Origin of the sequence: Streptomyces sp. NPDC058092 (genome assembly GCF_042884935.1) — a bacterium.
Lineage (GTDB): Bacteria > Actinomycetota > Actinomycetes > Streptomycetales > Streptomycetaceae > Streptomyces.
The window spans coordinates 218,830-239,252 of the sequence record NZ_JBHVSY010000008.1 but is presented as its reverse complement, the minus strand read 5'-3'; the positions used below and the strand labels follow the sequence as shown (position 1 = coordinate 239,252).

At 71.6% G+C, this 20,423-nt stretch carries 20 protein-coding genes, 1 other RNA gene and 1 pseudogene; 11 read left to right on the top strand and 11 right to left on the bottom strand.

Translation table 11 applies throughout. From position 1 onward, the window contains the following. Window positions 1–42: 42 nt before the first annotated feature. Window positions 43–1,053 (bottom strand): small ribosomal subunit Rsm22 family protein, encoded by a 1,011-nt coding sequence (locus ACFVV1_RS16225; RefSeq protein ID WP_389989845.1) that lies wholly within the window; start codon window positions 1,051–1,053, stop codon window positions 43–45. A gap of 141 nt (window positions 1,054–1,194) precedes the next feature. On the opposite strand from ACFVV1_RS16225, the gene ACFVV1_RS16220 reads away from it, so the two are divergent. After that, window positions 1,195–2,502: a hypothetical protein gene (locus tag ACFVV1_RS16220; protein WP_389989844.1), complete on the top strand. Its 1,308-nt coding sequence runs from the start codon at window positions 1,195–1,197 to the stop codon at window positions 2,500–2,502. Between the two features lie 66 nt (window positions 2,503–2,568). After that, on the top strand, window positions 2,569–2,691 hold the full coding sequence (locus ACFVV1_RS16215; RefSeq protein WP_389989843.1) for a hypothetical protein: 123 nt from the start codon (window positions 2,569–2,571) through the stop codon (window positions 2,689–2,691). 42 nt (window positions 2,692–2,733) lie between these two features. On the opposite strand, the gene ACFVV1_RS16210 is transcribed toward ACFVV1_RS16215, so the two are convergent. Then, window positions 2,734–4,056 (bottom strand): multidrug effflux MFS transporter, encoded by a 1,323-nt coding sequence (locus ACFVV1_RS16210; RefSeq protein ID WP_389989842.1) that lies wholly within the window; start codon window positions 4,054–4,056, stop codon window positions 2,734–2,736. Window positions 4,057–4,141: 85 nt separating this feature from the next. On the opposite strand from ACFVV1_RS16210, the gene ACFVV1_RS16205 reads away from it, so the two are divergent. Beyond that, window positions 4,142–5,146 (top strand): Gfo/Idh/MocA family protein, encoded by a 1,005-nt coding sequence (locus tag ACFVV1_RS16205; RefSeq protein ID WP_389989841.1) that lies wholly within the window; start codon window positions 4,142–4,144, stop codon window positions 5,144–5,146. Between the two features lie 26 nt (window positions 5,147–5,172). Here the strand turns inward: ACFVV1_RS16205 and ACFVV1_RS16200 are convergent, their stop codons facing one another. Beyond that, a complete protein-coding gene (locus ACFVV1_RS16200; RefSeq protein WP_389989840.1) occupies window positions 5,173–6,801 on the bottom strand; it encodes an alkaline phosphatase D family protein in 1,629 nt (542 codons plus the stop codon). A 263-nt stretch (window positions 6,802–7,064) separates the two neighbouring features. Here ACFVV1_RS16200 and ACFVV1_RS16195 point away from each other — a divergent pair, with 263 nt between their 5' ends. Both ACFVV1_RS16195 and ACFVV1_RS16190 read left to right on the top strand, forming a co-directional pair. After that, on the top strand, window positions 7,065–7,838 hold the full coding sequence (locus ACFVV1_RS16195; RefSeq protein ID WP_389989839.1) for an SDR family oxidoreductase: 774 nt from the start codon (window positions 7,065–7,067) through the stop codon (window positions 7,836–7,838). A gap of 149 nt (window positions 7,839–7,987) precedes the next feature. Then, window positions 7,988–8,899: a PhzF family phenazine biosynthesis protein gene (locus tag ACFVV1_RS16190; RefSeq protein ID WP_389989838.1), complete on the top strand. Its 912-nt coding sequence runs from the start codon at window positions 7,988–7,990 to the stop codon at window positions 8,897–8,899. Between the two features lie 36 nt (window positions 8,900–8,935). Here the strand turns inward: ACFVV1_RS16190 and ACFVV1_RS16185 are convergent, their stop codons facing one another. After that, on the bottom strand, window positions 8,936–9,874 hold the full coding sequence (locus ACFVV1_RS16185) for an NAD-dependent epimerase/dehydratase family protein (RefSeq protein ID WP_389989837.1): 939 nt from the start codon (window positions 9,872–9,874) through the stop codon (window positions 8,936–8,938). Beyond that, complete coding sequence (locus ACFVV1_RS16180; RefSeq protein ID WP_389989836.1) at window positions 9,871–10,902, bottom strand: ScbA/BarX family gamma-butyrolactone biosynthesis protein; 1,032 nt, start codon at window positions 10,900–10,902, stop codon at window positions 9,871–9,873. Before ACFVV1_RS16180 ends, ACFVV1_RS16185 begins: the two co-directional genes overlap by 4 nt. A gap of 133 nt (window positions 10,903–11,035) precedes the next feature. Between ACFVV1_RS16180 and ACFVV1_RS16175 the strand changes: the two genes are divergently transcribed. Then, a complete protein-coding gene (locus ACFVV1_RS16175) occupies window positions 11,036–11,698 on the top strand; it encodes a ScbR family autoregulator-binding transcription factor (RefSeq protein WP_389989835.1) in 663 nt (220 codons plus the stop codon). Between the two features lie 62 nt (window positions 11,699–11,760). Here ACFVV1_RS16175 and ACFVV1_RS16170 read toward each other — a convergent pair. The 3 genes and pseudogenes from ACFVV1_RS16170 to ACFVV1_RS16160 form a co-directional block, all read right to left on the bottom strand. After that, window positions 11,761–11,853 (bottom strand): annotated as a pseudogene (locus ACFVV1_RS16170) (glycosyltransferase family 2 protein); the annotation flags it as partial. A gap of 10 nt (window positions 11,854–11,863) precedes the next feature. Further along, the gene (locus ACFVV1_RS16165; RefSeq protein WP_389989834.1) at window positions 11,864–12,763 is read right to left on the bottom strand and encodes a metallophosphoesterase family protein; all 900 of its coding nucleotides are present in this window, start codon (window positions 12,761–12,763) and stop codon (window positions 11,864–11,866) included. 307 nt (window positions 12,764–13,070) lie between these two features. After that, window positions 13,071–13,631, bottom strand: coding sequence for a hemerythrin domain-containing protein (locus tag ACFVV1_RS16160; protein WP_389989833.1), 561 nt, complete (start codon window positions 13,629–13,631; stop codon window positions 13,071–13,073). 236 nt (window positions 13,632–13,867) lie between these two features. Here ACFVV1_RS16160 and ACFVV1_RS16155 point away from each other — a divergent pair, with 236 nt between their 5' ends. Beyond that, window positions 13,868–14,104 carry a hypothetical protein gene (locus ACFVV1_RS16155; RefSeq protein ID WP_389989832.1) on the top strand — a complete coding sequence of 79 codons (237 nt, stop codon included), beginning with the start codon at window positions 13,868–13,870 and terminating at the stop codon, window positions 14,102–14,104. A gap of 391 nt (window positions 14,105–14,495) precedes the next feature. Here the strand turns inward: ACFVV1_RS16155 and rnpB are convergent. Both rnpB and ACFVV1_RS16145 read right to left on the bottom strand, forming a co-directional pair. Further along, an RNA gene (gene rnpB, locus ACFVV1_RS16150) (RNase P RNA component class A) lies at window positions 14,496–14,897 on the bottom strand. 66 nt (window positions 14,898–14,963) lie between these two features. Then, window positions 14,964–15,533, bottom strand: coding sequence for a Uma2 family endonuclease (locus ACFVV1_RS16145; RefSeq protein WP_389989923.1), 570 nt, complete (start codon window positions 15,531–15,533; stop codon window positions 14,964–14,966). A 179-nt stretch (window positions 15,534–15,712) separates the two neighbouring features. Between ACFVV1_RS16145 and ACFVV1_RS16140 the strand changes: the two genes are divergently transcribed. Next, a complete protein-coding gene (locus ACFVV1_RS16140) occupies window positions 15,713–16,453 on the top strand; it encodes a MerR family transcriptional regulator (RefSeq protein ID WP_389989831.1) in 741 nt (246 codons plus the stop codon). 32 nt (window positions 16,454–16,485) lie between these two features. Beyond that, window positions 16,486–17,313, top strand: a complete 828-nt coding sequence (locus ACFVV1_RS16135; RefSeq protein ID WP_389989830.1) for a hypothetical protein — start codon at window positions 16,486–16,488, stop codon at window positions 17,311–17,313. Here ACFVV1_RS16135 and ACFVV1_RS16130 read toward each other — a convergent pair. Continuing rightward, window positions 17,258–18,700, bottom strand: coding sequence for an RNB domain-containing ribonuclease (locus tag ACFVV1_RS16130; protein ID WP_389989829.1), 1,443 nt, complete (start codon window positions 18,698–18,700; stop codon window positions 17,258–17,260). The genes ACFVV1_RS16135 and ACFVV1_RS16130 overlap by 56 nt on opposite strands. Before the next feature lie 177 nt (window positions 18,701–18,877). Here ACFVV1_RS16130 and yaaA point away from each other — a divergent pair, with 177 nt between their 5' ends. Both yaaA and eda read left to right on the top strand, forming a co-directional pair. Further along, entirely contained in the window at window positions 18,878–19,678 is an 801-nt protein-coding gene (gene yaaA, locus ACFVV1_RS16125) for a peroxide stress protein YaaA (protein WP_389989828.1), read from the top strand. Between the two features lie 95 nt (window positions 19,679–19,773). Next, on the top strand, window positions 19,774–20,394 hold the full coding sequence (gene eda / locus ACFVV1_RS16120) for a bifunctional 4-hydroxy-2-oxoglutarate aldolase/2-dehydro-3-deoxy-phosphogluconate aldolase (protein ID WP_389989827.1): 621 nt from the start codon (window positions 19,774–19,776) through the stop codon (window positions 20,392–20,394). Window positions 20,395–20,423: the final 29 nt, after the last annotated feature.

The following is a 20,423-nucleotide window of genomic DNA, read 5'->3' as shown; positions in this document are numbered from 1 at the left end:
CGGCCGGCTGCCGCTCCGTCCTCCGTCCTCCGTCCTCGGTCCTCAGTCCCCGGGCGGACTCGGCGGGTGGGGCGGCGGCCACTCGTCGCCCCACGCGATGTCCCGGGCGGCCCGGTACAGCTCGCCGTGCCGCTTGGTGACCGTGGAGCGCCGCAGGGCCTCGTCACGGGTGCACAGGTCGAGCAGCACCTGCCCCTTGCGGATCTGCGGCTTGCGGGTGACGCGCGCCCGGACGGGCTCCGTGTCGAAGCGGGTCGCCACGACGTAGCTGAACTTCTCGTCCTCGTACGGCAACGAGCCGCCCTTGACCTGCCGGTGCAGCGAGGAGCGGCTGACCCGGGCCGAGAAGTGGCACCAGTCCGTGCCCGGCTCGATGGGGCAGGCGTCGCTGTGCGGGCAGGGCGCGGCGACCTTCAGCCCGGCGGCGATCAGCCGGTCGCGGGCCTCGATGATCCGGGCGTAGCCGTCGGGGGTGCCGGGCTCGACGACCACGACCGCCTGTGCGGCGGCCGCCGCGGTGTCGACGAGCGCGGCACGGACGTCCGCCGTCAGCTCGTTGAGTACGTAGGAGACGGTGATCAGGTCCGTGGGCGCGAGTTCGAGGCCCGCGCCGATCCGGGCCCGGCGCCACTCGGCGGCGCGCAGGGCGGGGATGCCGGAGATCCCGGCCAGCTCGCGGCCCAGGGCGAGAGCGGGCTCGGCCCAGTCCAGGACGGTCGTCCGCGGCCCCTCCCAGGCCCCGGCCACGGCCCAGCTCGCCGCTCCGGTGCCGCCGCCGATGTCGGTGTGCGTGGCGGGCACCCAGTCCGGGGCGGCGTCCTGGAGCGCGGCGAGGGCGGACCGTACCGCTTCGAAGGTCGCGGGCATCCGGTACGCGGCGTAGGCGGCGACGTCGGAACGGTCGCGGAGCACCGGGGCGTCCGTGGGGGTGGCCCCCCGGTAGTTGGCGATGAGCCGGTCGACGGCCTGGGCGGCCTGCTTGCGCGGCAGCCCGTCGAGCAGTCCGGCCAGCGCCGTGCGCAGGGCTTCCGCGGTGGGGAGGGTGGCGTTCACCGGAAAATTGTAGGCGGAAGCTGCCCGCCCGCTTCCGGCCCGGCACCGGCGGCGAACAGCAGGGCAGGTGAACTGCCGTGACCCTTGCGCCAGTTGCTACGCTGACCGCCGCGAGGTCGGGATCGCCCATCGAGGGAAGCCATGAGACAGAAGATCGTGCGCCTGGTTCTGGTCGGCGGAGTGCTCGTGCTGGCCATGCTCCTTCTGCTGGCCACCTGCGCGGGCGGTGAGAAGAGCGCCGGCAAGCCGAAGAAGCAGGCGGAGAAGGCCTCGGTCCCGGTGACCCGGCTCACCGTCCCCTCCGTGTTCGCCACGAAGCGCGGCTGGGAGCTCATCGGCACCTCGCCCGACTACGCGCTGTCCCGGACGACGGGCGGTCTCGCCTACCTCGTGCGGGTCTCGGACACCAGGTACCAGCTGCGGACCATCGACTCGGAGACCGGGGAGGCCGGCTGGCACGGGGAGAGCTGGCGGCCCCCGTCGGCGCGGCACTTCCCCAGGCTCCTCCTGGTCACCGTGGACGACCACGAGTACTACGTGACGTGGTCGTACGGAAAGGTCGGCGAGAACGCGCTGACCCCCGCCGACACGATCGTCTCGCTGGACTTCTACGACGTGCAGGACGGCTCCCGGCGGCGTGTCGAGGTGCCGTGGAGCTCCGTGCCCACGGTCTCCGCCACCGGCCCCGGCATCCTCATCAGTGACGGCCGGACGAACAGTGCGGTCGTCGACCCGATGACCGGCCGGGTGTCGCAGGTCACCGCCCCCGCGCTCAAGTACCCGAAGGGCTGCACGACCTGCAAGCAGCTCACCGAGGTCCGCGGGCTGACGCAGAAGGGCCTGCTGGTCAGCGGGGCCAAGGAGTTCTGGGTGCAGGGCGGCTGGTTCAGCCGCGATGTCGCGCCCAAGGGCACCGACCGGCTCAGCGGGATTCCGACGTCGGTGCTCCCGGGCCTGATACTGGCGAAGTGGCAGCTCGCCAAGGGCGCGAAGCGCGCCACCACCCATGACCTGTGGACGGTGCACGATCTGGAGACGGGCAAGCCGCTCGCCTCGGTGGAGTGCAGCAAGCCCGCGATAAAGCCCGGCCAGTACCCGCAGCTCGTCGCCGCGCCCTCGGGCAACTTCCTGGTGGCCGGGCCGCTCGCCTTCGACCTGCTGACGAAGCGGGGCTTCTGCTTCGAGGGGGCGGACGGCACGAAGCCGCTGACGCTGGCGTCGGTGAACGACGAGGGCATCGCGTACGGCGCGGCGAACGCACGCAACGCGGCGGACGTGCTGGCCGGCGGCGGCACTCCCGTCGCGGTGGCGGTCAGGAGCGGCACGACGGGCGCCCTGCCGTCGAACCAGCGGATTCCGGGCGCGGTGACGTCGGGCGGCGTCGGCCTGTTCCGCTGGACGGACGAGAAGGACCGCCCGCATCTGATCGGCTACCCGAGCGCGCACTAGGAATGCCCGCAGCACCGGCCGCTGTCCGCGGACGACTGCGGGTACCCCGGCGGGCCGGTGCACCCGGTGCGGACCTGTGCGGTCCACACCTTCGAACACGCGTCGGGAGCGGGCCCGGTACCGGCGCTCGCCGCCGTCGTCTCCCGCTGGTTCGGGCCGGACCTGATCAGCGGCAGGACCTGGGGCTGAACCGGCCCCGGGTCCCGGCGTCCCCCCGTCGCAGAACCCGGTTCACGACGTCCGCCGCCAGGGCCTGCACAGCCCCAGGAAGCAGGCCATCGCGCCCACCGCGCACACCAGTTGGACGACGGCCATCGGCACGGCCGTCCCCTCGCCCGCGATCCCGACGAGCGGCGAGGCGACGGCGCCGATCAGGAACGACGACGTGCCGATCAGCGCGGACGCGGACCCGGCGGCGTGCTTCGTACGCATCAGGGCCTGCGCGTTCGTGTTCGGCATCGCGAGCCCCATCGCGGACATCAGCACGAAGAGCCCGGCCGCGACCGGGACCAGGCCCACGTCCCCGAAGACCCCGGTCGTCATCAGCAGCAGCGCGGCCGCGGCCAGCACGATGACCGAGAGGCCGAAGGCGAGCGCCTTGTCCAGGCTGATCCGGCCGACCAGCACCTTGCCGTTGATCTGGCCCACGATGATCAGGCCGACCGAGTTGATGCCGAAGAGCAGGCTGAAGGTCTGCGGCGAGGCCCCGTAGATCTCCTGCACGACGAACGGCGAGGCGCTCACGTACGCGAAGAGGGCGGCGAAGGCGAGGCTGCCCGCGATCATGTAGCCGGTGAAGACCCGGTCGGCGAGCAGCCCGCGCATGGTGCGCAGCGCGTCGCCGACGCCGCCGGTGTGCCGGTCCTGCGGCGGCAGGGTCTCGTGCAGCCACCTCCAGACGATCAGGGTGAGCAGCACGCCGACGACGGTGAGGACGGCGAAGATCCCCCGCCAGTCGGTGAACCGCAGCACCTGTCCGCCGATCAGCGGCGCGACGATCGGTGCGACGCCGGAGATCAGCATCAGCGTGGAGAAGAACCTGGCCATCTCCATGCCGTCGTACATGTCGCGCACCACGGCGCGGGCGATGACGATCCCCGCCGCACCGGCCAGGCCCTGCAGGAGACGGAAGCCGATGAGGAGTTCCGCGGTGGGGGCGAAGACGCAGATCGCGGTGGCGACGACGTAGATGATCATGCCGAGGAGCAGCGGCCGGCGTCTCCCCCACCGGTCGCTCATCGGTCCGACGACGACCTGGCCGAGCGCCATGCCGGTGAGGCAGGCGGTGAGGGTGAGCTGGACGGTCGCGGCGGGGGCGTGCAGGGACTCGGTGACCGCGGGAAGCGCCGGGAGGTACATGTCCATGGAGAGCGGCGGCAGTGCGGTGAGGCCGCCGAGAACCAGAGTGACGAGGAGTCCGGTGCGCCGGGCCGCTTCGGTGGCGGCCGGGTTTCCGGGAGGTGTGCCGGTGGCGGCGGGCTCCTCGGTCCCGGTCCCGGTGGTCGGTATGTGTGTACGTTCCTGCTGGGCCCGGCTTGCGCCGCTCTCCGGCATTCTCATCTCCATGTCGTTGAATCCGCATCTATGCTCTCAGCTCTGCCGGACTGGTCGAGACCATTGGGGAGCAGGCATGACAGGCATGAGCAGGGCAGTGCGTTGGGGAGTGCTGGCGACCGGCGGTATCGCCGCGACGTTCACCGAGGATCTGCGGGCGATGCCGGACGCGGAGGTGGTGGCCGTCGCCTCCCGTACGGATGCCTCGGCGAAGGCGTTCGCGCAGCGGTTCGGGATACCCCGGGCGTACGGCAGCTGGGCGGAGCTCGCCGCCGACGACGAGGTCGATGTGGTGTACGTGGCGACGCCGCACTCGGCGCACCGGGAGGCGGCCGCGCTCTGTCTGGAGGCCGGAAAGCACGTGCTGTGCGAGAAGGCGTTCACGCTCAACGCGCGGGAGGCGGAAGAGCTGGTGAAGCTCGCCCGGGACCGCGGCCTCTTCCTGATGGAGGCCATGTGGACGTACTGCAACCCGGTCGTCCGGCGCATGACGGAGCTGGTGCGGGACGGCGCCATCGGCGATATCCGCACCGTGCAGGCCGACTTCGGGTTCGCGGGCGACTTCGGTCCCGAGCACCGGCTGCGCGATCCGGCGCTGGGCGGCGGCGCGCTGCTGGACCTCGGGGTCTATCCGGTGTCGTTCGCGCAGTTGCTGCTGGGCGAGCCGGACCGGGTGCAGGCCGACGCGCTGCTCTCCCCGGAAGGCGTCGACCTGAACACGGCCATGCTGCTGAGCTGGTCGGGGGCGGGCGCCTCGGCGCTGCTGAACTGTTCGCTCGTCGGGGACACCCCGGTGACCGCGACGGTCACCGGGACGAAGGGGCGGATCGACTTCCCGCACGGCTTCTTCTACCCGGAGCGGTTCGTGCTGCACCGGCCGGGGCGCGACCCGGAGGAGTTCACCGCGGGGGCGGCGGGCGAGGGGCTGCGCGGGATGCAGTTCGAGCAGGCCGAGGTGGCGCGGGCGCTGCGGGCGGGCGAGACGGAGTCGCCGCTGGTGCCGCTGGACGGTTCCCTCGCCGTGATGCGGACGCTCGACGCGGTACGTGACCGCATCGGCGTCCGTTACCCGGCCGACGACCTCGGCTGACCGGCGCCCGTCCGTGGGGCGGGGCCTTACGCGGGCGTGAGGCCCTGGTTCCCCACCTCCGTGACGAACGATCCGGCCGTCGCGAGGGGCGCGCCGGGCGTGGTGACGGCGGACACCGTCCGGTAGTCGGCGCGCGCCCGCTGCGCGCCCAGCGTGATGACGGCGTATCCCCGACGGCCGTTGAAGAACTTCATGTGCGGGTTGGCCTGCATCTGGTTGTTCCAGCTGGCCGGCTTGTCCGAGCCGTTCTTGCCGCTGGTGACGGAGGTGGCGACGATCTCCGTGCCGACGGTGCGGGAGGCCGGGTCGTCGAAGTCCCGCTTCAGGTCGAAGCCGTAGCCGACGTGCACATCGCCGGTCAGCACCATCAGGTTGTCGATCCCGGCGGCCTCGGCTCCCTTCAGGACCCGGTCCCGGGAGGCGGGGTAGCCGTCCCAGGCGTCCATCGAGAGCTTGAAGGCGTCGGTGGGGACGTCGCGCCGCTGGGCGAAGGTGACCTGCTGCGGTACGACGTTCCAGGTGGCGTACGAGGCGCGCCAGCCGTCGAGCAGCCAGCGCTCCTGGGTGGCTCCGGTGAGGGTGCGCGAGGGGTCCTCGGACTTCGGTCCGGGCCTCTGCCAGCCGTCGCCGTACGCCTGGTCGCTGCGGTACTGGCGGGTGTCGAGGATGTCGAACTGGGCGAGGCGGCCGAAGTGCAGGCGCCGGTAGAGCTTCATGTCCGGGCCGGCCGGCCGCTGCGGGGTGCGCAGCGGCTGGTTCTCCCAGTACGCCCGGTACGCGGCGGCGCGCCGCAGCAGGAATTCCTCCGGCGGTACGTCGTTCTCGGGGGTCTCGCCCGCGTAGTTGTTCTCGGTCTCGTGGTCGTCCCAGGTGACGACAAAGGGGTGCGCGGCGTGGGCGGCGCGCAGGTCGGGGTCGGACTTGTAGAGGCCGTAGCGCAGCCGGTAGTCCTCCAGCGTGACCGTCTCCCGGTTGAAGTGGGCGGGGAGCGTGCGACTGGTGTCGTTACGGGCTCCGCCGGTCGCGCTGACGGCGTACTCGTAGAGGTAGTCACCGAGGTGGAAGACGACGTCGACGTCTTCCTGGGCGAGGTGCTTGTACGCGGTGAAGTAGCCGTCGTGGTAGGCCTGGCAGGAGACGGCGGCCAGGCTCAGCGCGCTGTTGCGGGCACCCCGGGCGGGCGCGGTGCGGGTCCGGCCGGTGGGGCTGGTCCAGTTCCCGGTGCGGAAGCGGTAGTAGAAGACGCGGTCCGCTTCGAGGCCCTTGATCTCGGCGTGGACGCTGTGGTCGAACTCCGGGTGGGCGGTGGCCGATCCGCGCCGGACGATGCGGGAGAAGCGCTCGTCGCGGGCGAGTTCCCAGCGAACCTGGACCCGGGCCCGGGGCAGTCCGCTGCCGCTCTCGTACGGGCGGGGCGCGAGTCTCGTCCACAGCAGGACCGAGTCGGGCAGCGGGTCGCCGGAGGCGACGCCGAGGGTGAACGGGTCTTCGCCGATCTTCCGGGCGTCCAGCTCGGCGGCGCTCGCGGTGCCCGCAGCCGGCAGGTTGACCGAGAAGGCGAGCGCGGCGGCGGCGCCGGTGACGGTGAGGAAGCGGCGGCGTCCGAGGTACCTGGCGGCGTCGCGCAGCTCCTGCTGGTGCGATGAGTGCGTCATCTGTCCCTCCCCTGACTGGTGGTGTACTCGCGGCAGTGCACCGGGCCGGCGCATCGAGCGGCTGTCGTGTTCGCGTCGCTCGGGCGTCGCACGGATGAGGAGTACAGCGGGAATGGATGCCCACGGCAAAGTGCGCATACGCGACGAAGACCATGATCATCAAGACTGGCCCTCCGTGACGTGAACCCGCCGCCGCATACGCCCTCTTGACCCCGTGCGACCCCACGCGCCCTGCCGGACGGGAAGGCGTACGCTGCGGCCCCATGAGCAACAAACTGTTGAATTCCGACTCGAAGGCGGCGGTCGTGACGGGCGCGGGCTCCGGGATCGGCCGTGCGGTGGCGCTCGCCCTGACCGGCGCGGGCTGGTCGGTGGCGCTCGCGGGCCGACGCCCGGAACCCCTCGCCGTGACCGCCGCGCTGGCCGGGGAGAGCGCCCGGGTGATCACCGTCCCCGCCGATGTCTCACGCCCCGGGGACGTGGACGCGCTCTTCTCCTCGGTACGGGAGTGCTTCGGCCGCCTGGACCTGCTCTTCAACAACGCGGGTACGTTCGGCCCGCGTTCCGTGCCCGTCGAGGACCTCTCGGTGGAGGACTGGCGCTCGGTGGTGGACGTGAACGTGACGGGCGCGTTCCTGTGCGCGCAGGCGGCATACCGGCTGATGAAGGAACAGGACCCGCAGGGCGGCCGGATCATCAACAACGGCTCGATCTCCGCCCACGCGCCGCGCCCGCACTCGGTCGCCTACACCACGACCAAGCACGCCATGACGGGCCTGACGAAGTCGCTGTCGCTGGACGGCCGTCCGTACCGGATCGCCTGCGGGCAGATCGACATCGGCAACGCGGCCACGGACATGACCGAACAGATGCGGACGGGCGTCCTTCAGGCCGATGGCCGGCTGGCGGTGGAGCCGGTGATGGCGGCCGCGGATGTGGCCCGGACGGTGCTCCACATGGCGGAGCTGCCCCTGGAGGCGAACATGCAGTTCGCGACGGTCCTGGCGACGGCGATGCCGTACGTGGGGCGCGGCTGACGGGTACGTCCCGAACCGGCAGCCGGCGTGGGCGGTTGCCGCCCGAACGACCACGGCACGGCCGACTTGCGCGCCTCCGTGAATCCGGCCGGGCCGGGAATCCGGCCTCGCGGGGAATGCCCCGGCCCGCGGCAGGGTTGACCTGCGGCATGAGCCAGAATTCAGGTACCGGGATCCTGCGTTACACCGCCTTCTCCGCCGACCCGGAGGGCGGCAATCCGGCCGGTGTCGTCCTTGACGCGTCCGGTCTCGACGACGCGGCGATGCTCGCCGTCGCGGCGGAGCTGGGATACAGCGAATCGGCGTTCCTGACCGGACGGACCGAGCCGGCCGAAGAACGGCCGGGTGGTGAGCTGCCGGGCGGCGAAGGGCCGTCGGCCGCCCGCGGGTACACGATCCGCTACTTCAGCCCGAAGGCCGAAGTCCCGTTCTGCGGCCACGCCACCGTGGCGACGGCCGTCGCGCTCGCCGAGCGCGACGGCCCCGGGGATCTGGTGTTCAGCACCCGCGCGGGTACGGTCCCGGTCACCGTCACCCGGGAGGGCGGCGAGCTCCGCGCCACGCTCACCAGCGTCGAACCGAACGTGACGGACATCGCCCCGGACGACCTGGCGGAGGCGCTGGCCGCCCTGGACTGGCCGGCCGGCGATCTCGACCCGGCCCTGCCGCCCCGGATCGCGTACGCGGGCGCCCGCCACCTCGTGCTGGCCGCCGCGACCCGAGAGCGACTCGCCGACCTCGGTTACGACTTCGCGCGCCTCGAAGCCCTGATGCACCGGCTGGACCTGACCACCCTGCAACTGGTGTGGCGGGCATCGCCGGCCGTCTTCCACGTCCGCGACCCGTTCCCGGTCGGCGGCGTGGTGGAGGACCCCGCCACGGGCGCGGCGGCGGCCGCCTTCGGCGCCTATCTGCGCGCGCTGGGCCTCGTCCCGGACACCGCCGTCCTCACCCTCCACCAGGGCGAGGACTTGGGCCGCCCCGGCACACTCACGGTCGAGTTCCGGGCGGGCGATGCCCGGGTCCGGGTGAGCGGTACGGGTACCCGGATCGAGGCCTGACGCGACGGCGCCGGGGGCGGCCGGCGGCCGGGGCCGTCAGGGGCTCAGGCCGAGGTGCCGGCGGTACCACGGGGCGTGCCGGGCGAAGGCGGTCGTGAAGCCGTCGCCCGGCTCCCAGTCGAAGTCCTGGCCGACCCGTTCGTCGGTGAACCAGTGGTCCACGGCGAGCATGCCGAGGTGGTGCAGCGCGTACGGCACTCCGGCGAGCCGCGCACGGGCCGCGTCCACGTCGATGCCGGTTCCTCCCCAGGGCAGCCGCAGCTCGTCGACGACGGTGGACAGCAGCTGCGAAGAGCTCACCGGTTCGGGGTGGTTGACGTGGTAGACCCCGGCCGGTTCCTTCGGGGACAGCGCCGCGCTCAGCAGCGCCCGCCCCAGCGCCTGTACGTCGATCATCGAGTGCCGCGCCCCGCACCCGGCCGGCACGGCCGAGAGCTGCCGGAGCAGACCGACCAGCCCGGGCACGGCCCAGCGGTCTCCGGCCCCGTACACGAGGTGCGGGCGCACGACGACGCCACCGGCCGCGAGGATGTGCTGCTCGGCGGCGGCGCGGGTCAGGCTGGTGGCCGAGGCCGGGGCGGGCTCGGCCTGTCCGGGCCGCAGCCCGGTGAACGGGCCCCGGCCGTAGACGGATGCCGTGCTCAGGTACACGATGCGGGTGACCCCGCAGCGGGCCGCCTCTTCGGTCAGAGCCCGAGTACCTTGATCATTCACGGACCGCGCGGTCGGTTCGTCGCCGCCGAGCCAGGAGGCGCAGTGGATCAGCGCGTCGATGCCCTCGCAGCTGCCGCGCAGCGTCGCCGGGTCGGCGAGGTCCCCGTACACCGTCTCGGCGCCGGGTGGTCCGGCGGATGCGGGGAGGGCGGTCCGGTGGGTCATCAGGCGCAGCCGGAGGCCCGGGGTGGTCCGGGCCGCGGCCACCACGTGGCTGCCGATGAAGCCGGTCGTGCCGGTGATGAGTACGCGCGGTGTCATGACTGTCCGGCCTGCCGTTCGTTCGCCGCGTCCTGCTGTGGGCCCGGGGATTCCAGGGTGCAGGCGAAGACCGGCCGGTCGTCCTGTGTCGCACAGACGTGCACCCCGGTCGTCGCGGGGTCGCCGGCCGGGACGGGCCGGGCCTCGATCCAGCAGGGGCGGTCGAGTTCCACGTACTGGAGGAAGTCGGTCTTCACCGACGTGGGGAGGAAGCCATGGCCGGGGGTGACGGCGAAGGCCGCCTGACGGGCCGCCTCCAGCAGCAGAATGCCCGGCACATGGTCGTTGGGCCGGGCGAACAGCGTCGGATGCCGGGTGTCGAGCCGCAGCCGCCAGACGTTGTGCCGCGGGCCCGGCGCCAGTACGACGTCGCGTTCATCGGTCCTGCCCACCACGGCCGGTGCGACGGCGGGCAGGAGGGGTATCGGGGCGCCGATCATGTCCTGCCGCCCGTCCCGCACCCTGCGGTACGCCTTGGCCGAGGTGCAGCTGATCCGGCCGCCGCCGCTGGCGAGGACGGTGCCGAGGCGGTGCAGGAGCAGCTCGACATGCATGGAGTTGATGCTCCGGGCGCCCCGCCGGATCCGGGAGCAGGACACATCCACCGTGATGTCCCAGGGCCCCTCGCCCAGGAGCAGCTGGTCGGGCTCGGAGACGTATGCCAGCTCCCACATCACGAACTGATCGCCCATCGGGACACCGAACGCCGCATGGCCCAGGAGCATCGTCGTCTGCCGCATGGTCTCCGCGATCAGCAGCGGATCCTGGTGACGGCCCGATACCGGCGCGAAGAAGCGGTGCGTCTGCGGCCAACGGGCCGATACCGAGAACTGGGTCTCGGTCTGCCGGGTCCAGCCGGTGGGAAAGATGTCCTCGGCGTCGGTCCGGTGGACCAGCTGTCCCAGGAAGTCCGCCTCCGGCTGTCTTCCCTCCGGCGCCGTACCGCCGGCTCCGGAGCATTCGGTTAAATCTGCGGCCCCGACGCCTTCGACGGCGGCCGAAGCGCTGTGCGAGGTGAGCTGAACCATGAAAGTTCCTCCCAGAGGATCCATACCGGGAGGGCAGGCCGCCCCCGCAGTAAGATACTGACAGTCCGGTTTTCCTATCCAGCCATATCCCAGTGGCGCTGACCACGCCACGACCGAGAGAGACTCGTAGCTGATGGCACAGCAGGCGCGCGCGATCCAGACTCGACGGTCGATCCTGGTGGCGGCCGCCGCCGTTTTCGATGAACGCGGCTACAGCAGTGCCACCATCAGCGAAATCCTTGCGCGGGCCGGCGTGACAAAAGGTGCGCTCTACTTCCATTTCACCTCCAAGGAAGACCTGGCACTCGGGGTGATGGATGTACAGCTGGACAGCGATCCGCTCCCTCCTCAACTGACGAAGCTTCAGGAGCTCGTCGATCAGGGCATGCTGCTCGCCCACCGGCTCCGCCATGAGCCGCTGGTACGTGCCAGCGTCGGACTGGCCATGGACCAGGCGGTGGAAGGACTCGACCGGGGCACCCCGTTCCGTGCCTGGATAGACCGGCTCGAACACCTGCTGGTCGCCGCGAAGAACCAGGGCGAACTGCTGCCTCACGTCGACCCCCGCGAGACCGCCGAAATGCTGGCAGGCTCCTTCTCCGGCATTCAGGTGATGTCCCAAGCCCTGTGCAAGCGGGAGGACTTGGGCCGACGGATCTCGGTACTTCTGCACTACGTACTGCCGAGCATCTCGACCCCGTCCGTGCTGGCCACTCTCGACATGGCCGAGGACCGGGGCAAGCGTCTGTTCGGCACTCTCGAATCGGTCCCCAGCCAGGCCGGCGCACCCCGCTGACCGGCGGGACGGGGCCGCGCCCCGACCACCGGGCAGACGACTGGGCTCCGGGCGGCAGCCGTTCAGAGGATCGGCGGACGGCCCGACCGGCTCGTCCGCCACACCGTGCGCCACTTCATCGGCTTGCGCGGACCGCACCGCGTCCGCACTCCCTCGATGACGTGATCAACGTGCTGAGCCATCGCCGGCGGGCACCGGCCCGGTGCTGCCGTCCCCGTCGGACGGCAGGATCCGCCGCAGCAGCCCCTTGGGGTGGCCCCGCTTGTGCCATTCCCTGGGGTAGCCGATGGAGACCTCCTCGAAGCGCACCCCGTCGTACCAGGTCGTACGGGGAATGTGCAGATGGCCGTAGACCATGGCCGCCACATTGAAGCGCCGGTGCCAGTCGGCGGTGAGCTCCGTACCGCACCACTGGGCGAACTCGGGATACGTCAGGACGGCCATCGGTTCCCGGACCAGGGGCCAGTGACCGGCGATGACCAGCGGAATCTCCGGATCGTGTGCGGCGAGGCGCCGCTCCGTCTCCGCCACCCGCGCCCGGCACCAGGCGTCACGGCTCGGGTACGGGTCGGGGTGCAGCAGGAACTCGTCGGTGCACACCACCCCCGTCTCGTACGCGTACGCCAGGGACTCCTCCTTGGTCGTCGTGCCCGGGGCCCGGAAGCTGTAGTCGTACAGCAGGAACACGGGCGCGACGGCCACCGGTCCTTCGGGACCGGGCCACAGCGGGTACGGGTCCTGCGGGGTGGACACCCCGAGTTTCCGGCACAGCTCGACCAGACGCTCGTACCGTTCCTGGCCCCGCAGTTGGACCGGGTCGTCCTTGGTCGTCCACAGTTCGTGGTTCCCGGGGGTCCAGATGACGCGGGACCAACGGCCCGCGAGCAGTCGCAGTGCCCACTCCACGTCCTCGATCTGCTCCGCGACATCACCGGCGACGATGAGCCAGTCCTCGTCCGAACCGGGGCGCAGCGACTCGATGATGCGGCGGTTGTCCGCCATCCCGACGTGAAGGTCGCTCACCGCGAGCAGAGACCCACGGTTTCCATAGGCGCGATCGGACATGGAGGACCTTTCCCGAGGAGTGACTGGACAAGATGGTGCCCCATGACCGGGCCCGGCACATCAGCCTCCGCTCGGAACGGGTGCGCACCGTGCACGTCCTGCGGTGGCTACTGCGGCAGTCGACTCCGGCGCGGGTCGGCCGTGGGGAGGCCCTGTCGCTCTGCGGACTCCTGGATCAGGCGGCGGACGCCGGCAAGTGCTCCGCGTCTGTGAAGGTACGTGTCGGCTCCGGGAAGGCCGGCGGTCACTTCCATCGGTTGCGGCGGCTGGGGCTGCCGGCCCACGACGAGGACCTTCGTCCCGTCGGTCAGTCCGTGGTTCTGCGGCCGTGCACCAGGTCACGTACCCGGTCCACCAGTCCTGCGCCGGGCACGAGCAGCTCATGGGCCGGCGGGATGTCCGGGACGGTGGGGTGCGGACGGGTGAGGGTTTGCTTGGCGTGGCGGGCCAGCCGGCCCAGCTCGTCCAGCTTCTCGGGGGAACAGGACGCCGCGAGCTTCGGGAACAGTTCCTTTTCCTCCTCCCGTACGTGGGAAGCGACCTCCAGTCTCAGCTTCGCGACGATGTCGTTGAACCGCGGATCATGGACGTGCAGCTCTTCGAGGTCCCTGAGCAGCCGCTCGATCTTGACGTGTTCGGCGAGTTCCTTGTCGGCCAGCCCCTCCCCGTCGCGGACGTGTTCGCGAACCGCCGGATAGAGGTGCATCTCCTCGGCCACCGAGTGCCGCACCAGCTCCGCCGTCAGCCGGTTCGCCAGCACACGCCGCTGCGGGTGATCGACCGGTTGCGCCTCGATCCGGGCGAAGATCTCCTCCAGCTCACGATGATCAGCCGTGAACTCAGCGATCACGTTGCCGCCGTGTGCCATGACAGTCCCTTTCTCGGGTCGGGTTCGTTGTCCCGCGGCGCGGGGTGCGGGCACCACCCAACAGGTCGGGGACGGACATCCTGCGCTGAGCACGCGACGACAGACCCCGCACTCACCTCTCCGGCCCATCCGCGCCCGGGGCGCGCGGGGGCGCCGTCTTCGCTCAGCCGAGTGATCTAGGACCGTGCGGCCCTGCCGCCGGGCATACTGCCGACGTCGACGTGGAACATCCAGGCATGACCGAAAGTGCGAGCCCCCGTGTCTCAACGCCTCGGATCACTGTGCTGAAAGTGCAGCCCGGTGATCCGCCCTTCCGTCTTGTGGAGATCGACGGGGAGGTCGTCGCCGAGGCAACATCGATGACGGACGTGCTTTCCGTCGCCGCGGTCGCGGGCATCACGGTCCACGATCTCGACGACCCGGAAGTGATCCGGTGGGTGGGCGGCGGAAAATTTCACTGGCGGCTGCGCTGAGAGCCGTCCCGCGTCGGAGTACGAGCCGGCCCGCGTGATGGCGCCGGACGAGGTGGACGGGTACGGGGTGGTGGTGCCGGTGCGGCGGTCCAGCACCGGGGCTCCAGTTCCACGAGCGGCGGCAGCGGGAGCGGCGGTTCCACGGGAGGCTCCGGCTCGACGAGCCGTCCGTCGTACGCCTTCCGGACCCGTCCCATGCCGCGGAGCCGAGGGGCTGGATCAGCCGGTAGCGGCGCGCTATGACGTGGTAGCCGAAGCCGCGTTTGCAGGTGGCCGCACGAGGGACTCCTGAGGGACTTTTCGTCACCTGAAGCAGCAAGCTGCTGAAAGACCAGAAAGGGCCTCCGACGCAGGTCAGAGGCCCTTTCGAAGAGCAATCCGCAGATGGCGGCAGACGAGTCGGGCTGTACGCCGGGTTCTGTCGCCCGGTCGCCTCGCGGCGGCCGGGGAGACGGCCATCCATCTAGGACCGGCATTGCTGCCGGCCTCGTGCGGTCTACCCGCGAACTCGGGCGGGCCGCCCTCGAACATTCGCGCAGGGCCGTCTCGCGACGGCCCCTCTTGACCTTGCTCCGGGTGGGGTTTACCTAGCCGCCCGAGTCACCTCAGGCGCTGGTGGTCTCTTACACCACCGTTTCACCCTTACCGAGGACCGAAGTCCCCGGCGGTCTGTTTTCTGTGGCACTGTCCCGCGGGTCACCCCGGGTGGCCGTTAGCCATCACCCTGCCCTGTGGAGCCCGGACGTTCCTCGGGGAGATCCGAAGATCCCCACGCGGCCGTCCGCCCGGCTCGTCTGCCGTGCCGACCATGCTACCCGCCTGGCCGAGGGCGCCGGACGGGGCCGTCGGACGGGCGGGCTCAGATGAATTCCTCGGTCTCCAGATCGAAGGCGAAGGGAGCCGGAAGGGTGAGCGGCTTGCCGAACGGGATCGTGCAGTGCTGGCGGTAGTCGTCGCCTTCCGGCTCGCTGAACAGCGTCACCGAGGACTGCTCACGGTCGACCAGGAGGTAGAGCGGGATGGGTCCGCGGGCGTAGCAGTGGCGCTTGTCCGTGCGGTCGGCCCGGGGCTTGGTCGAGGTCACCTCGACGACGAGGGCCACCCCCTCACACGGCATCCAGGGTTCGGCTCCCCGGTACAGACGCAGTTCGGTGGGGGCGAAGGTGCCGTCGGGAATGACGTGGTTCTTGGGACAGCGTCCGCCACTCGTCAGCCTCAGCCCCTTGTTCCCGGAAAAGTCCATGTCGGTCCGGGCGAGCCTGATCACTTGTTTCAGAATCAGGCTGATGTAGTCCTCGTGGTCCCCGTCCGGCGGCGGCGTCACGACAATCTCCCCCTCGATCAGCTCGGCCCGGAAGCCCTCCGGCGTATCCAGCGCCAGGAAGCCCTCCAGCAGGACGTCCGCCTGCGTGAGCGGTTCGTGTGCCATGGCAGTCATGTCACCCCCCTTCCTCGGTCGCTCGCCAGATTGGGACATCGATGGATCCGCCGTCCGTGAGATGGGAGTACTTCCCTCGATCGTGGCACAGGGGGGTGCGGAGTTGTCGGATGCGGACGGGTGCGATGAGCGCTTGACCCTGCCGTTGCGTCAACGTTTCTACTGGACTCATGCGCATCGGAGAGATCGCCGCGCTCGTCGGGGTCACCTCGCGGGCGATCCGGCACTACCACCACATCGGGCTGCTTCCCGAGCCCGGGCGCCGGGCCAACGGCTACCGCGCCTACAGCGTGCGCGACGCCGTGGTGCTGGCCCGGATCCGGCGGCTCACCGAGCTCGGGCTCGGTCTGGACGAGGTACGGGACGTCCTCGCCGATGACGCCGGGCACGAACTCGTCGAAGTGCTCGTCGAGTTGGATGCGGATCTGGCCCGGAAGGAGAACGAGATCCGGGAGCGGCGGCGTCGGCTGGCCCGGTTGCTGGACGGCCCGGTGAGCGCCGATGAGCCCGTGTCGCCCGCGCTGGCCGAACTGCTGGGCACGGCTCCGGCCACCGGCTCCCCGATGGCCGCCAAGGACCGCGAGCACCTGGTGCTGCTGGACACGACGGGTGTCGGCAGTGAGGTCTACGCCGCGCTGCGGCCCCTGGCCGAGGACCCGGCCGTGCACGCGCTGTACGAGCGGCTGGACGCATTGGCTGCGGCGCCCGTGGACGATCCGCGGGTCGCTCCGCTCGCCGCCGATCTGGCCGCCGCCGTGCCGGACGAGGTGCTGGCGGCCATCCCCGGCGGGCCGGTCCTGACGGGGTTCGGTCAGGCACTGCTCGACGACTACGCGCCCGCGCAGGCCGAGGTGGTGCGCCGGGTGATGGCGGCCCTGACGGCACGCGTGGCGGAGAGGGGAACAGGATGAGGGTGCGGATTGCGCGGTATGCCGTGGGGGCTGTGCCGGCTGTCGAGTTGGGTCTGGGCGGCTGCCTGCCGGCGGGGGTCCGGATACCGGGTGCGGTTCTGCTCGGTGCCGAGGCCCTGGTGGTCGCCGCGCTCGGGTTCGAGGGGGTGGTCCTGTGGCGGCTCTGGCTCGTGGGCCGGCGCGCGGGTGCCGGGCGGCGGGAGGCGATGGGCGCGGCGCTCCGTACCGTCGTGCCCGAGAAGGTGCGCCGCCTCCTCGCGCATGAGGTGCGCGGTCTGCACAGTCTCGGGTTGTGGGTGCTGCGGCGGCGTCATGCCGTGCCGGAGGGCGCCCTTGCCTTCCCGTACACCGGGCCGCAGACCGCGATGATGTACGGCCTGGCCTTCGTCGCTCTGGTCGAGACGGTGATGCTGGCGCTGCTGGTCCCGTGGCCGGTCGTGCACATGGTGCTGCTCGTCATCGATGTGTACGGGGTGGTCCTGGTGCTCGCCCTCCATGCCGCGTGTGTGACCAGGCCGCATGTGGTGGACGCCGACGGGTCGTTGCGGATTCGCTACGGCGCCCTGTTCGACCTGCGGGTTCCGGCCGGGGCGGTCGCCGGGGTGCGGGTCGAGCGGCGATATCCGGAGGGCGGGTGGGCGCGGGCGGGGGCGGACGGGGTGCTGGACCTCGTCGTGGGCGGCCAGACGACGGTGACGGTGGAGCTGGTTTCTCCGGTGGGCTTCGTGCGGCCGCTCGGGAAGCGCGGGCGGGCGCGGACGGTGCGGTTCCACGCGGATGATCCGGGTGCCGTCGTGGCCGCGCTCACGCGGGGGCGAAGAGGACCTTCGCCGAGCCAGGATCCGCCCGGGCGAGCCTGACCGGCAGTCGCTCCCCCAGGGGGAGCTTCGCCGTGCCGCCCTCGACGCGGGCGACGACGGCCGGGTCGTCGATGCGGACGGTGCCCGTGGTCGGCTCCTGCTCCGACACGTCGATCACGTACGCGTCGAAGACCTCACCGATCCGGTCCGTGAGGAGCGCGGCCTCGACCACGTCGACGCATTCGCGTTCCACCGTGTTGGCGCGCCTGGTTCCGTCCGCCATCTCCTTCGGCAGGCCGGGCAGCGCGGCGAGGACCCATTCGGGCGGGTCCTGTTCCGCGACGGCGGCGACGCACAGTTCGGCCGCGTACCGGTCGACGAGGCGGCGCAGCGGGGCGGTGCAGTGGGTGTAGAGGTCGGCGACGGCGGCGTGGACGGCGGGGGTGGGGAGTTCGCCGTGTGCGAAGACGGTGTAGCCGGCGCCGCGCAGGAGGGTGGTGCACTCCTGGAGGAACGCGGCGTGGGTGGTCCTCCTCGGGTCGAGGGAGCGGACGACCTCGGCGTACGGGACATGGTGCGGCCAGTCGATGTGCAGCGCCTCGGCCGAGCGCCGGAGCCGGGCCACGGCGCCGTCCGGGGCGACCGGGAGGGTCCGCAGGATGCCGGTGCCGGTCTGCGTCATGAGGTGGGCGGCGGCCATGCCGGTCAGCAGGGAGATCTGGGCGTTCCAGCCGTCGGCGGGCAGCGGGGCGCGGTAGTCCAGGCCGTACGTGCCGTCGCGCGCGACGATCTCCTGCTCGGGCACGTTGAGGGAGATTCCGCCGCGGGCGACCTCCTGTTCCTCGCGGAGCCGTCCGATGTCCCGGAGCAGGGCCAGGGGCTCTTCGGCGGTGCCCGTTTCGATCTGCCGCTGGACGCCCGCGTAGTCGAGTTTGGCGCGGCTGCGGACGAGGGCCCGGCGTACCGAGGTGGCGACGGTGCCGCCCTCGGCGTCGAGGTCGATCTGCCAGAGCAGGGCGGGGCGGGTCCGGCCGGGGAGGAGGCTGGCCGCGTCCTGGGAGAGCGAGGTGGGGTGGAGCGGCACCTGCCCGTCGGGGAAGTAGAGGGTCGTCACCCGGCGGTGGGCCTCGGTGTCGAGTGCGCCGCCGGGGCGTACGAAGGCGGCGACGTCGGCGATGGCGTAGTGCACACGGAAGCCGTGGCGGCGGCGTTCGAGGTGCATGGCCTGGTCGAGGTCGGTCGACGCGGGCGGGTCGATGGTGAAGAACGGCAGGTCCGTCGCGTCCCTGTGGGCCGACACCGCCGGGGTGCTCGCCGCCTGTGCCGCCTCGGCGAGGACATCGGGCGGGAAGCCGTCGGGCACGCCGAGTTCGGTGCGCAGCTTGCGCAGGGCCGCCCTCAGCGGGGTGTCGGCCGGCCCGGTCATGTGGAGATGGCGGCGGGGCATGCACCGAGCGTATGGCGGGGCGGGCCGGGCGGCATCCCGGGTGGCGGCAGGACGTGGGGCTGCTGTCCGGCCCCGGTCCGCCGGGACGGCCCCGGTGCGGTGCCGGTGGCCCCCGTACGCTGGTGCGCGGGCCTTCTCGGCCCGTCTGCCTGTGCGTACGTACGAAGGAGAACCGCCGTGCTCGTGCTGTTGCCGCCCTCCGAAGGAAAGGCCGCGTCGGGGCGCGGAGCACCCCTGAAGGCGGAGTCGCTGTCGCTGCCGGGGCTGACCGCGGCGCGGGCCGCGGTCCTCGACGAGCTGGTCGAGCTGTGCACGGCGGACGAGGAGAAGGCTCGTGAGGTACTCGGGCTGAGCGAGGGGCTGCGCGGCGAGATCGCGAAGAACGTCGAGCTGCGGACGGCGGGGACGCGTCCGGCCGGGGAGATCTACACGGGAGTGCTGTACGACGCCCTGGATCTGGCTTCGCTGGACGCGGCGGCCAGGCGGCGGGCCGGAAAGTCGTTGCTGGTCTTCTCCGGGCTGTGGGGCGCCGTGCGGGTGGGCGACCGGATTCCTTCGTACCGCTGCTCGATGGGAGTGAAGCTGCCGGGGCTGGGCGCGCTCGGGGCGTACTGGCGCGGCCCGATGGCGGCGGCCTTGCCGGAGGCGGCCGGGGACGGGCTGGTCCTGGACCTGCGGTCGTCCGCGTACACCGCGGCCTGGAAGCCGAAGGGTGAGGTGGCGGAGCGCACGGCGAGCGTGCGGGTGCTGCATGCCCAGATGGTGGACGGGGTCGAGAAACGTTCCGTGGTCAGCCACTTCAACAAGGCGACGAAGGGGCGGATGGTCCGCGATCTGCTGCTGGCGGGCGCCCGGCCGAAGGGGCCCGCGGAGCTGGTGGAGACCTTGCGGGAGCTCGGGTACGTGGTGGAGGCCGAGGCCCCCGCGCGGGCCGGGCGGGCGTGGTCGCTGGATGTCGTGGTGACCGAGATCCACTGAGCCGGAGGATTCGATCCGTCGCAGCACACCACAGTGCGTTGCAACATACGCAACGGTCGTTGCGTATCGTGTTGTGCGCGCGGCAAGATGAGCGCATGACCTCCTCTGTGCTGGACCTTGCTCCCGTCGTGCCCGTTGTCGTCCTGGAGGATGCCGCCGACGCGGTGCCGCTCGCCCGGGCCCTGGTCGCGGGCGGGCTCCCGGCCATCGAGGTGACGCTGCGCACCGCCGCGGCACTGGACGCGATCAGGGCGATCGCGGCCGAGGTGCCGGACGCGGTGGTCGGCGCGGGCACGGTGATCTCCGTGCGGAACGTGTCCGACACCGTCGCCGCGGGCGCCCGGTTCCTGGTGAGCCCCGGCTGGACGGAGACGCTGCTGGACGCGATGAAGGCATCGGGGGTGCCGTTCCTGCCGGGCGTCTCGACGACGTCCGAGGTGGTGGCGCTGCTGGAGCGCGGGGTCACCGAGATGAAGTTCTTCCCGGCCGAGGCGGCGGGCGGCACGGCGTATCTGAAGGCGCTCTCCTCGCCGCTGCCGCAGGCCCGGTTCTGCCCGACGGGCGGTATCTCCCTCGCGTCCGCACCGTCCTACCTGGCTCTGCCCAACGTCGGCTGCGTGGGCGGCAGTTGGATGGTCCCGGCGGACGCGGTGGCGGCAAAGGACTGGGCGCGGGTGGAGCGGCTGGCGCGCGAGGCCGCGGCGCTGCGCGGCTGACGGGGCAGGGACGGGCGGCAGGTGGCAGG